Annotated in this window: 9 protein-coding genes; 7 read left to right on the top strand and 2 right to left on the bottom strand. The window is 59.4% G+C overall.

Annotated features, from left to right (window positions below):
• Positions 1 to 98: 98 nt before the first annotated feature.
• From JFT58_RS19325 to poxB, 6 genes are all read left to right on the top strand, one after another.
• On the top strand, positions 99 to 4943 hold the full coding sequence (locus JFT58_RS19325) for a dermonecrotic toxin domain-containing protein (protein WP_054897508.1): 4845 nt from the start codon (positions 99 to 101) through the stop codon (positions 4941 to 4943).
• Between the two features lie 52 nt (positions 4944 to 4995).
• A complete protein-coding gene (locus tag JFT58_RS19320) occupies positions 4996 to 5214 on the top strand; it encodes a DUF2970 domain-containing protein (protein WP_054897507.1) in 219 nt (72 codons plus the stop codon).
• A gap of 527 nt (positions 5215 to 5741) precedes the next feature.
• Positions 5742 to 7400, top strand: coding sequence for a nitrite/sulfite reductase (locus JFT58_RS19315; RefSeq protein ID WP_054897506.1), 1659 nt, complete (start codon positions 5742 to 5744; stop codon positions 7398 to 7400).
• Positions 7384 to 7878: a DUF934 domain-containing protein gene (locus tag JFT58_RS19310; protein ID WP_003190711.1), complete on the top strand. Its 495-nt coding sequence runs from the start codon at positions 7384 to 7386 to the stop codon at positions 7876 to 7878. The genes JFT58_RS19315 and JFT58_RS19310 overlap by 17 nt, the downstream gene beginning before the upstream one ends.
• A gap of 207 nt (positions 7879 to 8085) precedes the next feature.
• On the top strand, positions 8086 to 9318 hold the full coding sequence (locus tag JFT58_RS19305; protein WP_054897505.1) for an NADH:flavin oxidoreductase/NADH oxidase family protein: 1233 nt from the start codon (positions 8086 to 8088) through the stop codon (positions 9316 to 9318).
• Between the two features lie 78 nt (positions 9319 to 9396).
• Positions 9397 to 11121, top strand: coding sequence for a ubiquinone-dependent pyruvate dehydrogenase (gene poxB / locus JFT58_RS19300; RefSeq protein ID WP_054897504.1), 1725 nt, complete (start codon positions 9397 to 9399; stop codon positions 11119 to 11121).
• Positions 11122 to 11244: 123 nt separating this feature from the next.
• Here poxB and JFT58_RS19295 read toward each other — a convergent pair whose 3' ends face one another.
• On the bottom strand, positions 11245 to 11802 hold the full coding sequence (locus JFT58_RS19295) for an NADPH-dependent FMN reductase (RefSeq protein ID WP_003190705.1): 558 nt from the start codon (positions 11800 to 11802) through the stop codon (positions 11245 to 11247).
• A 227-nt stretch (positions 11803 to 12029) separates the two neighbouring features.
• Between JFT58_RS19295 and JFT58_RS19290 the strand changes: the two genes are divergently transcribed.
• Complete coding sequence (locus tag JFT58_RS19290) at positions 12030 to 12266, top strand: hypothetical protein (RefSeq protein ID WP_054897503.1); 237 nt, start codon at positions 12030 to 12032, stop codon at positions 12264 to 12266.
• Between the two features lie 49 nt (positions 12267 to 12315).
• Here the strand turns inward: JFT58_RS19290 and JFT58_RS19285 are convergent, their stop codons facing one another.
• Complete coding sequence (locus JFT58_RS19285; protein ID WP_054897502.1) at positions 12316 to 12654, bottom strand: hypothetical protein; 339 nt, start codon at positions 12652 to 12654, stop codon at positions 12316 to 12318.
• Positions 12655 to 12740 lie beyond the last annotated feature (86 nt).

The following is a 12740-nucleotide window of genomic DNA, read 5'->3' as shown; positions in this document are numbered from 1 at the left end:
TACGATGACTCAATGCGATTTCCTGTGTCGGACCGATTCTCGGTCCGCTGAACCGGCAGCTCAGCACAACCGGTTTTATACAGGAAACGCATGTCATCATGACCGAACCCAATACTCCCTCGTCAAACTCAGCCTTTCGCCAACTGCCCGCCCAGGCAGTGCATGAGCGCTTCGCTACGCGGCCGGCGCTGTATTCCGTCGTCTTCAAGGCATTGCGCAGCCGGATGCTGGAGCACTACCCGTCGCTGAACCTCGACTGGCTTGCGGTCAAACTTGCCAGCCCTCAGCCCAATGGCGAATACACCTACCCCGCACTCATGGAGGTGGCTGTCGCCCATGTACTGAACCCACAGTTACTTGACCTGCGCGCCGTACGCGAGCGTCCGTACTTCCTCACGACACGGCCCCCCGCCGCGCTCAAGACCGGGGATGGCCAGCCGCTCGACATGCAGGTGGTCGCCCAGATTCTTGACGAATTTCCCGCGTCCCTTTACTTGTACATGCAACACGATCTGGCCGACTACTGGAGCCAGGTCGACAATCATGGCAACAGCCGCTGGCAGTGGCTTGCAGAGTTTCTCAATGGTCAGATGATTGCCACTGCGGCCAGCCAGTCACCGCTGAGCGACGTGCAGCGCGATATGCTGGCGGTAGTCGCCGCCTGGCCAGCGCAACGTGAGCGCCTGCCCCGTTCCTCACCCGCCACCTATGTATATTTCATCGAGAGCACCCTCACCCGCCTCGGCAAGACGGTGCGGGTATTGACCCCGGACCTGTTATTGGTACGCGATAAACAGGTGTTGCTCTACAGCGTAGCCGGCGCAATCCAGGCGTTTGATTCGCTGGAGGCGTTCAGCCAGGCCTGGGGGAGCAGGATGCAACGCGAGTTTCAGTTCGACAGCCTCACTTGGCAACGCAACGAAACTGCCGCCAACGTGTTTGAACAACAGGCCGGGCTGATCCTCAACCAACAACTCGAAGACCTGGCAGCCCTATCGTTCCAGGGGCAAGACGAAAAAGAACTCGATCAACGCCTGGACATGATCACCAACCCGGCCAGGTATTTTACCGACATCAAGTTGCCCGACACCGAGCGCCTTGGCACTGTGAGCCAGCAACTGCCGCAATGGCTCAAGCAAGCCGAGCCCGCGGATCGTTTCGCCTATCACCGCCACTTGCAGGATATGGCGCATGTTCTGCAAAAAAACCAGGGGCGATCGTTCAACGAGGGTATTGAAAACATCCACACATTCAGCCGCAGCGCATTGCGCAAGCAGATGCAAGCCGATCACGGCGATTTCGACCCTGATGCGGTGCTGTTGGACTTTGCCGTAGCGGCAGGTTATCCGGGCGGCGCGGGAATCATCGAGCACGTGCGCATGTCGCTGACGGAGCTGGCCCTGAAGAATCTGGCCGGCAAGCCCAAAGGTACGTTGAAGCTGTCTTCCACAACAGCCACGCCACTGCCTGGCTGGTTGAATGAAGACTATCTGATGGGCAGCAACGGCCTGATCCAGCGCGTCGATATCGGCACCACCTACCCTAATGCCCTCAAAGATCTGTTGCTGTCCGATACCGTCGAGGCGCGTCGCCGCGAGTTGCTGTTTACTCGCGAACTGAAGGCTCATCTGCCGATGCAGGCGCTGGAATTCAAGGTCCGCCAGCAGCATGGCATGACCGTGACGGGTTATCAGTATGTCAAGGCGCTCATGGGAGAAACGCCTTCGCTCAGACTCGTCAACGATCAGGAAATCGTCCTGCGCCCCCTGGCGTTGTGCCGTAAAGCCGGGGCCACGCCGGACGAAGTGAATAATATGTTTATCATTGAGCCTCGCGACTCCCAGGTCGGCCCACACTTGCTGTACCGACCGCTGTACGCCGAGTCCCTCAACGAATACCCCACGCGCCAGGCGCTGCTGGAGGCCATCGCCGAACCGGGTGCGTTGCAGGACAGCGTGCTGACCTGGCTGTCGGACAAGGCGCGCCCCATCTATGCACACGGCGGCATCAAAGAGCCGCACATCATCCGTTTCTTGCCCGGCGACGAGTTCAACCGACCCGAGAAACCAGCGCCCGCGACCCTGGCCGTCGATGACGGCGCCGGTGAATGGCTCCAGTCCCAGCTCAACGGCCAACTGCCCAACCATCTGTTTGGCAGCACCGCACGGGCACTGGTCGACCTGGCGGACCGCGAGTCGATCTCCAACACCGAAAGCCGATGGGCCATTGTGATGGAGGGTGCCTGGTTGTTGTTCAATACACTGCTGCTGCCCTTGGTACAGGGCCCAGCCATGTTGGCCGGCTGGTTCCTGGTGCTGGTTGCCAGCCTGGAGCAGGACTTGGCGGGCCTGGACAGCAACGATCCCACCACCCGCGAGTTGGCGCTGATTGATCTGCTGCTCAATACTGCGATGGTGTTGCTGCATGGCGCATCGCCTTCTGCCAAACCGTTGTCGCCACCGAGTGCAACCGACAGCGCGTTGCGCCTTGAAACCTGGCGCCGTGCACCAGGCCTGCCGCCACCACAGGATGCGCCAGTGATACGTTCTGGCGCAGTGTCATTGCCGGGAGAACCCCCTGCATCAGGCCACACCGCCCTGGACTTCATTCGCTCGCTGGCAAGCCCACACGCAAGCGAACGACTGAGGGCGATGCTGGACATCAATGTGCCATGGCCTGAACCCTTGCCGACTGCGCAAGGCAGCGGCCCGCTCAAAGGCCTTTACCGCATAAATGGCACCTGGCACGCCAGCCTCGGCGGGTTGCTGTTCCAGGTCAATGTGGTGCCGGGATTCAACGAGGTCTATCTGGTACACCCGCAATATCCGCAACACCCCGGTTTCAAGCTGATAAGCGACCACCAGGGGCACTGGCGCCTGGACACTCACGCCAGGCTGGAGGGCGGAATGCCCCGGGAACGCTTGAGTAAATGGCAGAAGGAACGTGCCGAAAAACTGGGTGTATTAAAGGCCGAATTGCAAGCACTGAATGCCGAAATATTCTCGCTGATACCCACTTCGCTTTCGCTACAAAGCACTCTGAACGCAGCCCGTGCCCAACTTGTTGAACAAAGCAAAAGCCTGCGCAAGGATTGGTTATTGCTGGCCAGTTCCGCGAACATACCGAAGTTGCACGCAGAAGTTCTTATCCGTCATGAGAAACGGCGCGTCGCGGCGGCCCAAGCCAGGACGCAGTGGAATATCGCCCTCGATAACTTCCAGCAGTACGGCCGCGAGGTAATGACGCTGATGAAAAAAGTCGAAGCCAAGGCCAGCGAACTGATGGCTGTCGACAGGACTGACCCCACTTATGTAAGGGAGCGAAACAGGGCAAGCAAAAGCAATTTTGACTTCTGGGCAGGCATCTACGAATCGGTGTCGCAAAAAATGGCAGACGCCCTGGAAACCGATCGTGGCGAAACCGACGCTGAACTCAGCGCCCGCGCATCACGGGAGCTGCCGCAAAACATCAGCGGCGCCTACGACGACTACATCATCACCAAAAAACGCCAGCTTGCCGCGCTTACGGAAATGGTCGAGCCCGCTGAAAAGATCGAGACGTTACTCAAAGAGGCAGACCCGGCCCTGCGCCAGATACTCTTGCAAGGCAAGCCCTCTGATCAAAACATCCGCTCGGTCGCGATCAAACAGCACGCCCTGCTGGTGTTCATGGACTTGGTGTTCAATCGCATGAATGACTCGCGCAACCCAACGGAATTTCCATTCGTACGCGAGCTGACCGACAAGAGAACCGCAACCAGCTTGATGGCGCATACGGAAATGCTCACCACTACCGGCTATTCGGCCCGAGAGCAGATCGACGTCCTCAAGGACGTTCTGGAGCGATATGAGCAATTGGAAAACGCTGTCACGTCGCTGGCTGAAATGAATTCCGGCTTCATTCGCGAGGAGCATCGCCAACCGTTTCTGGACTATCTGGCTTATGCCCGCACCAGCCTTGAGGCGCAGTTGGCCAATTTGATTCTGGTGGAAGAAGGCTTCGCGCCACTGCCAACGCCCGAGCGCATCACACGGCAGAAAGCACCGAACCGAAGAGTGATCAAGACCCGTGACCGCAGGACCCTGGTGGGTGAAGTGCGCCCTACCCAGCGCGACACACCGGGTAACTTCGTCGATATCAAGGACCCGCTCACCGGAAAAACCCTCGCCACCTACCTTGAACACCCCGGCGAAGGTGTATGGAACGTGGTTGAAGAGGTCGGGCCCTCAGCGCCCGCGCCGACGGCAATCAAGCGTTCGCTGAAGACCATAGAAGCACAGGCGCAAACCGTCAGGGACGAGCGCACCGGCATTGACAGCAGCATCGCCTTCCAACAACGAAAGTTACGCGACCCGGGCCGACTGGAAAGCCTCGATCCCCTTGAGTGGGATGTGATACTGACCCAGCACGCAGCGAAGTTCACAACCCTTGCCGAAGAACTCCAGCGCGATCACGCCAACGATCCCGGCGCTCGCACGTTGATCGATCAGTACCGCAGCCTGGCGGCCGAGGCAACGCAACAGGCACGTGAGCGTTGCAGCGAAGGGTACAAGTTGCAACGCCCCAAAGCCTCCCACGTCGATTACTTGTGGAAACACGGTTTTGTCGATATCAACCTGGTGAAGAGCCGCGTGCCGTTGAAGGCCGGTGACTTTCTCACCGAGTATGCAGTACGCGATAAAAGCAAAATCAGGGCGGGTATAAAGGGAAAGGACAATGTTTTGTGGTACGCGCATTTTCATTATTCGGCCGTCGATCAAGCGCCCTCCCAACCTGATTTCGGTCACCTTAAAACCCCGAGTGAACAGCGATATACGCGCCGGGAACTGATTGAACAGGCGCGTGCCGACAACCGCGCCGTGGTCAACCTGGAGAAAGCCGAGATCAAGTCACCGCTTGATCAGCGACTATTCCTGGGGTTGGAGGTACTGGCTTCCAAATGAGCCTCGACAGACTGTCTATACTCTGCATGAGAACCTTGTTGACGAGGGGTTTATGGACGATCCAATCGATGACAAACCACCGACCTTCCGGCAGATGCTGCACAGCGTGACGGCCGCCGCGTTCGGTGTGCAAAGCGGCAAGAATCGCGCCCGCGATTTCACCCATGGCAAACCCAGCCACTTTGTGATCCTGGGCATTGCGTTCACGGTGGTGTTTGCCTTGACGCTGTTTGGCATCGTCAAGCTGGTGCTGTACCTGGCCGGTGTTTAACGCCGCCGCCGATGCAGACTGAACGCATAAACAGGACGCCGGTTTGCCAACGACCGCCAGCGCACGGCATCCACCGGCGCTGGCGGCGCTGACAAATGCAGGCGCTCAGATGAACCTTGAATATCGACCGCCATCATCTTGGCTACTCGACAACCAGTCGCTGCTCAATCAACGGTTTTATCACTGGTGGCTGACCCAAAATACAGCGGTCCCGACCACGAGAATAATCAGAAACAAAATGGCCCAGACATCAACGGTACTGTCAGGTTTACGGGCTTTGGTGGAATTACTCATCGCATCGCCTCTTGTCGGTTTTATAGGTGACTGCACTAAGACTCGTCCACAGTAAAGACCAGTCTTGCCCCCATGACAAATGTGGGTATGGCGATAACGGTTCTCATTAGTCAGTTTGGTTATGTGCATATACCCAAACATCACTTTTGCGCATATACGCAAACTGGTATCGTGCGCCGGCTCCGTTGGGAGTGCGCGGCCGTGCGCGCAGATTTGCCGAGAACAGGACCTATATGTACGTATACGACGAATACGATCAGCGCATCATCGAGGACCGCGTCAAGCAGTTCCGTGATCAGACCCGACGCTACTTAGCAGGTGAACTGAGCGAAGAAGAGTTCCGCCCTCTGCGCCTGCAAAATGGCCTTTACGTGCAGCGCTTTGCGCCGATGCTGAGGGTGGCCGTGCCCTATGGCCAACTGACGTCGCGCCAGACGCGAATGATGGCCAAGATCGCCCGCGACTTCGACAAAGGCTATGCCCATATCAGCACCCGCCAGAACGTGCAGTTCAACTGGCCGGCCCTGGAAGATGTGCCGGATATCCTGGCTGAACTGGCTACCGTGCAGATGCACGCCATTCAGACCAGCGGTAACTGCCTGCGCAACGTGACCACCGACCAATTTGCCGGCGTCGCTGCCGACGAGTTGATCGACCCACGGCCGTGGTGCGAAATCGTGCGCCAGTGGACTACCTTCCACCCTGAGTTCGCCTACCTGCCACGCAAGTTCAAGATCGCCATCAATGGCTCGACCTCGGACCGCGCCGCCATCGAAGTCCACGATATCGGCCTGGAGCCGGTGTACAACGCTGCAGGCGAGCTGGGCTTCCGTGTGCTGGTGGGTGGCGGCCTTGGTCGTACGCCGGTGGTCGGTGCGTTCATCAACGAGTTCCTGCCGTGGCAGGACCTGTTGAGCTACCTCGACGCCATCCTGCGGGTCTACAACCGCTATGGCCGTCGCGACAACAAGTACAAGGCCCGGATCAAGATCCTGGTCAAGGCGCTGACCCCTGAGGTGCTTGCCCAGAAAGTCGATGCCGAAATGGAACATCTGCGCGGCGGCCAGACCACCCTGACCGAAGCCGAAGTGCACCGCGTCGCCAAGCACTTCGTCGACCCTGAGTACAAGGCCCTGAGCAATCAGGACGCCGAGTTGGCCGCACTCGACCAGCAACACCCAGGCTTCGCCCGCTGGCGCACGCGCAATACCCTGGCGCACAAGAAGCCGGGCTACGTGGCAGTGACCCTGTCGCTCAAGCCCACCGGCGTTGCACCTGGCGATATCACCGACAAGCAACTGGACGCGGTCGCCGACCTGGCCGAGCGCTACAGCTTTGGCCAACTGCGCACCTCCCACGAGCAGAACATCATTCTCGCGGACGTTGAACAGAGCCAACTGTTCACCCTGTGGGGCGAACTGCGCGAAGGCGGCTTTGCTACGCCGAACATAGGCCTGCTGACCGATATCATCTGCTGCCCGGGCGGCGACTTCTGCTCCCTGGCCAACGCCAAGTCGATCCCGATTGCCGAGTCGATCCAACGCCGTTTCGACGACCTGGATTACCTGTTCGATATCGGCGAGCTGGACCTGAACATCTCCGGTTGCATGAACGCTTGTGGTCACCACCACGTCGGCCACATCGGCATCCTGGGCGTGGACAAGAAAGGCGAAGAATTCTACCAAGTGTCCCTGGGTGGCAGCGCCAGCCGCGATGCGAGCCTGGGCAAGATCCTCGGCCCATCCTTCGCCCAGGAAGCCATGCCAGAGGTGATCGGCAAGCTGATCGACGTGTATATCGAACAGCGTACCGAAGATGAGCGCTTCATCGACACCTACCAGCGCATCGGCATCGACCTGTTCAAGGAGCGTGTCTATGCAGCGAATCATTAAGAACAACGCAGTCGTCGACGAAACCTGGCACCTGCTGCCCAAGGACGCGAGCTTCGACGGCATCTCCAACTGCGACGACCTGATCGTGCCGCTGGCCCTGTGGCGTGAGCACGGCCATGCCCTCAAGGCCCGCGATGGCGGCCTGGGCGTGTGGCTGGACGCCGATGAGGAAGCCGAAGAAATCGGTGATGACGTGCAGCATTTTCAGGTCATCGCCCTGAACTTCCCGGCCTTCACCGACGGGCGCAACTACTCCAACGCCCGCCTGCTGCGTGACCGTTATGGCTACAAGGGTGAACTGCGGGCCATTGGCGACGTGCTGCGTGACCAGTTGTTCTACCTGCACCGCTGCGGGTTCGATGCCTTCGCCTTGCGCGCGGACAAAGACCCGTACGAAGCGCTGGAAAGTCTCAAGGATTTCTCGGTGACCTATCAAGCGGCCACCGATGAACCCCTGCCGCTGTTCCGCCGCCGCTGACACCTTGTCCCTGTAGGAGCGAGCTTGCTCGCGAAAAACCTGAACGATAACGCAGGTCGCCTGGCTGTAGTGGCGCCCTCGCGTTCTTCGCGAGCAAGCTCGCTCCTACAGTTCCATCGCCCGTCAATCCTGTGTGATCGACTGCCGCTTGACATTAAAGTTAACTTTAAGCTTAGCCTGAGACCTCCCCTGCTCAGGAGTTAACCCATGTCACCGTTCGAATCGCTGCAACTGCCCAACGGCCAAGTCATCGCCAACCGCATCGCCAAGGCCGCGATGGAAGAGAATATGGCGGACCTGCATCAGGCACCGTCCAAAGCATTGAAGCAGCTATACAAGACCTGGGCCGACGGCGAGCCCGGCTTACTGTTGACCGGTAACGTGATGATCGACCGCCGCGCCATGACCGGCCCTGGCGGTGTCGCGCTGGAAAACGAGCAACACCTGGCCAGTTTTCGTGAATGGGCCGACGTAGCCCGGGCCAAAGGTGTGCACTTCTGGGTACAGCTCAGCCATCCGGGCCGCCAGACCATGGCCAACCTCGGTCAACAAGCGTTGGCACCCTCGGCTATTGCGCTGGATGTGGGCAGTTTTTCCAAGATGTTCGCCAAACCCAAGGCCATGACCGAAGACGACATCCAGGACGTCATCAAGCGCTTCGCCACCAGCGCCCGCCTGGCCGAGCAAGCCGGGTTCACCGGGGTGCAGATCCACGGCGCCCATGGCTATTTGTTGAGTCAGTTCCTCTCGCCCTTGAGCAACCATCGCACCGACCGTTGGGGCGGCTCCCTGGAAAACCGGGCACGCCTGCTGCTAGAAGTCATCCGTGCCGTGCGGGCCAATGTCAGCCCTTCATTTTGTGTGTCGGTAAAGCTCAATTCCGCAGACTTCCAGCGCGGCGGCTTCGATGAGACCGATGCACGCGCTGTAGTGGAAATGCTCAATACACTGCCGATCGATTTGCTTGAGTTGTCCGGCGGCAGCTATGAAGCGCCGGCCATGCAAGGTGAAGCGCGGGACGGCCGCACCTTGGCCCGTGAAGCCTACTTTTTGGATTTCGCCACGCAAATGGCGAGCATCGCCACCATGCCACTGATGGTGACCGGAGGTATTCGCCGCTTGCCGGTGGTCCAGCAAGTATTGGACAGCGGCATCGCCATGGCCGGCATCGCCACCGCCCTGACCCTGGAGCCGCAACTGATCAAACAGTGGCGTGAAGGTCGCGACCTCAACCCACAACTGCGGCCCATGGAATGGAAGCGCAAACCGCTGGCCGCCCTCGCCACCCTCGCCGTGGTGCGCGACCAGATGCGTCGCCTGAGCCGCGGCCGTCTGCCCAAACCCAACGTTGCGCCCTGGCTGGCATTGGCCTGTGACCAGTGGTTTATCGCGCGGCGTACGCGGCAGTATCGCGCGAGCATGACGCAATCTTCACATTAATGGCGGAGCATTCGCCGTGATTGAACTGTCCCCTACTGATCAGCAGTTTTTCAACCTCACTGACGATTGGAGTTCCTCATGGCGAAAATCAACCTGGCCCAGCAGTTGGCGACCACCCTGGAACAAGCGGGTATCAAGCGTATCTGGGGGCTCACCGGCGACAGCCTCAATGGCCTGACCGACGCCCTGCGCAGCATGGACAGCATCGAGTGGATGCATGTGCGCCACGAGGAGGTCGCCGCCTTCGCTGCCGGTGCCGAAGCGGCGGCCACCGGCGAGTTGACGGTGTGCGCCGGCAGTTGCGGGCCGGGTAACCTGCATTTGATCAATGGTTTGTTCGATTGCCATCGCAACCATGTGCCGGTGCTGGCGATTGCCGCGCAAATTCCGTCCTCGGAGGTTGGCCTGAATTACTTTCAGGAAACCCATCCCCAGGAGCTGTTCAAGGAATGCAGCCACTTTATCGAGCTGGTGAGCAACCCCGAGCAGATGCCTCAGGTGCTGCACCGTGCCATGCGTTCGGCGATCCTCAACCGAGGCGTGGCGGTGGTGGTGATTCCGGGGGATGTGTCGCTGTTGGAGGTGGAAGATAAGCTCAAGCCGTGGCCGGCCTTGCACGCACCGCGCACCGTGCCGATTGAGCAGGACTTGCAGCGCCTCACCGACATGCTCCAGAGCAGCGAGAAAGTCACCCTGCTGTGTGGCAGCGGCTGTGCCGGTGCCCACGATCAAGTGGTGGCGCTGGCCGACGCCCTCGGCGCGCCGGTGGTGCACGCACTGCGGGGCAAGGAGCATGTGGAGTGGGATAACCCGTTCGACGTCGGCATGACCGGCCTGATCGGTTTCAGCTCCGGCTACCACGCCATGCTCGATTGCGACACCTTGGTCATGCTCGGCACCGACTTCCCTTATCGCCAGTTCTACCCGACCGACGCCAGGATCATCCAGGTGGACCGCAACCCCCAAGCCCTGGGGCGCCGTGCGACCCTGGACCTGGGCATCGCCGCCGACGTCAGTGAAACCATCGACGCGCTGTTGCCGCGCCTGACCCGCAAGACCGATCGCAGCTTCCTCGAAACCTCCCTCAAGCACTACGAAAAAGCCCGCCAAGGCCTGGATGACCTGGCGCAACCGTCCAAGGCCGGCCGGCCAATCCATCCCCAGTATGTGGCGCGCTTGCTCAGCGAACTGGCCGATGATGATGCGATCTTTACCGCCGATGTCGGCTCACCCACCGTGTGGGCGGCGCGTTATCTGAAGATGAACGGCAAGCGCCGGCTGATCGGCTCGTTCAACCATGGCTCGATGGCCAACGCCATGCCTCAGGCTATCGGCGCTCAGGCGGCGTTCCCTGGACGACAGGTGATCTCGATGTCCGGGGACGGTGGTTTCACCATGTTGATGGGGGATTTCATTTCCCTGGCGCAACTGCAATTGCCGGTCAAACTCGTGGTGTTCAACAATTCGTCCCTGGGCTTTGTCGCGATGGAGATGAAGGCTGCGGGTTACCTGGACACCGGCACCGAGCTGAAAAACCCGGACTTCGCGGCCATGTCCAATGCCATGGGCATTTTGGGCATACGTGTGGAGCAATCCGAAGACTTGGAGCCGGCACTGCGCCGAGCCCTGGCCCACGATGGCCCGGTGTTGGTGGATGTGGTGACCGCGACTCAGGAACTGGTGATGCCGCCGAGCATCAAGCTGGAACAGGCCAAGGGGTTCAGCCTGTACATGCTCAAGGCGGTGATGAGCGGGCGTGGCGATGAGGTTATCGAACTGGCACGCACCAACTGGTTGCGATAACCCCCTACTGTAGGAGCTAGCTTGCTCGCGAAGATCGCTAACGGTAACGCTGACATCCTGAATGAACGCGTTGTCGTCGAGTTTTTCGCGAGCAAGCTCGCTCCTACAGGTGCCGGGCTAATTTCAGCCTTTCTGCTTTTCTACCCACTTGCCGTAGGCATCGATGAATGCCTGCAGGAACGGCTTGGTCTTGTCCGACACCTTCCCCGCCTCATCGAACACACTGCCTGCCCCGCCCAGATAGGCTTCCGGCTGTTGCATGCACCACACATCCAGGAACACCAGGGACTGGCGCAAATGGTGGTTGGCGCCAAAGCCGCCAATGGCACCCGGCGACACGCTGATGATCGCCCCCGGCTTGCCACTCCAGGCGCTCTGCCCGTATGGGCGCGAGCCCACGTCAATGGCATTTTTCAAGGCCGCCGGCACGGAGCGGTTGTATTCGGGGGTGACGAACAGCACCGCGTCGGATGAACTCACTTGTTTGCGGAAAGTACTGTAGGCTGCGGGCGGTGTTGCACCGTCGATGTCCTCGTTGTAGAGCGGCAAGTCGCCGATTTCAACAATGTTCAACTTGAGATTGGCAGGGGCCAGTTCGGCCAGGGCCAGGGCGACCTTGCGGTTGATCGACTCTTTTCTCAAGCTGCCCACCAGGACGGCAATCGTGTAGACCTTGCTCATTGAGGTTTCCCGACTTCTGAATAAAGGAGCCTGTAGTTATAGAGGCTTCGCGACGCGTTCACCAGAGGGTTGTGCGGATTCCCTCGCCGTTTTCCTTGCAAGCACTTGCGTAGGAAGCGTCTGAAAATATCAGCGAATAGTATTTTTTTCTTACAGGTAAACTACCCCGCTCCCTGACGGTCTACAGAACCGCAAATCGAGTGTTTATCTCCAGAGGTTCTAAACAGATGGCTGCAGTACTTGTTGGACAGTTTCATGCCAGAGACGCGGAAGGCCGCGTTTATTCGGTGCATGAGTTTCAGGAATCCAACCCGGCGCAAGGCGACCTGCCCGGATCGACGCCCACCACGACCTACAAGCTGGCCATTGGCGACCGTGTAGAAAAGCTGGAAGGTGATGAATTCAAACTGATCCAGTCGGGCACCATTCTCGTGCGCGAGTCCGAAACCACTCTGGCATCGTAAGCGCTTGCCTTGTTCACCTGCTCAGTCCTGGCGGCTGGGCTGGGGACGTTCATGGGCGGCGGATCTGCGTCACCTCTATGCCCTGCTCGTCTTGCTTGAGCGTCACCAGCACCTGGCCGTGCTCCCCTTGCACGGTAAACATCGAACGCTTGTAACCTGCCGCATTGTACGCGGGGTAAGCCTCCACCTCCCTGACCAGGGTGATCCCCACGACTGCGCCCACCTGCTCGCCCACCTGTTGCTGGGAGCGAATAAAGGCTTCCAGTGCAAGATTGTCCGGCGTCGGTTCATCCTGATGATTGAAGAAGTAAGCCGCCAGGCATCCCACGGTCACCAGGACCACGAGTTGCTTGGCCGTTACCCCGAAGAAAGTCGAGGGTAGAGGCATATGAGACCAGACCTGTTTTTTATTTTAAGTACCGGGAAACCGGCAGGGGTCGTTGCTGATCGGACCCGCCATTCTAATGGGGTCCT

The sequence above is a fragment of the Pseudomonas sp. MF6767 genome, from assembly GCF_016405475.1.
Taxonomy (GTDB): domain Bacteria; phylum Pseudomonadota; class Gammaproteobacteria; order Pseudomonadales; family Pseudomonadaceae; genus Aquipseudomonas; species Aquipseudomonas paracarnis.
The sequence above is the reverse complement of the archived record's forward strand: the minus strand, read 5'-3'. Positions and strand labels throughout refer to the sequence as shown.

Coding starts and splice junctions, on each gene's coding strand:
- JFT58_RS19325 (WP_054897508.1), top strand. CDS start 99: ATGACCGAACCCAATACTCCCTCGTCAAACTCAGCCTTTCGCCAACTG.
- JFT58_RS19320 (WP_054897507.1), top strand. CDS start 4,996: ATGGACGATCCAATCGATGACAAACCACCGACCTTCCGGCAGATGCTG.
- JFT58_RS19315 (WP_054897506.1), top strand. CDS start 5,742: ATGTACGTATACGACGAATACGATCAGCGCATCATCGAGGACCGCGTC.
- JFT58_RS19310 (WP_003190711.1), top strand. CDS start 7,384: ATGCAGCGAATCATTAAGAACAACGCAGTCGTCGACGAAACCTGGCAC.
- JFT58_RS19305 (WP_054897505.1), top strand. CDS start 8,086: ATGTCACCGTTCGAATCGCTGCAACTGCCCAACGGCCAAGTCATCGCC.
- poxB (WP_054897504.1), top strand. CDS start 9,397: ATGGCGAAAATCAACCTGGCCCAGCAGTTGGCGACCACCCTGGAACAA.
- JFT58_RS19295 (WP_003190705.1), bottom strand. CDS start 11,802: ATGAGCAAGGTCTACACGATTGCCGTCCTGGTGGGCAGCTTGAGAAAA.
- JFT58_RS19290 (WP_054897503.1), top strand. CDS start 12,030: ATGGCTGCAGTACTTGTTGGACAGTTTCATGCCAGAGACGCGGAAGGC.
- JFT58_RS19285 (WP_054897502.1), bottom strand. CDS start 12,654: ATGCCTCTACCCTCGACTTTCTTCGGGGTAACGGCCAAGCAACTCGTG.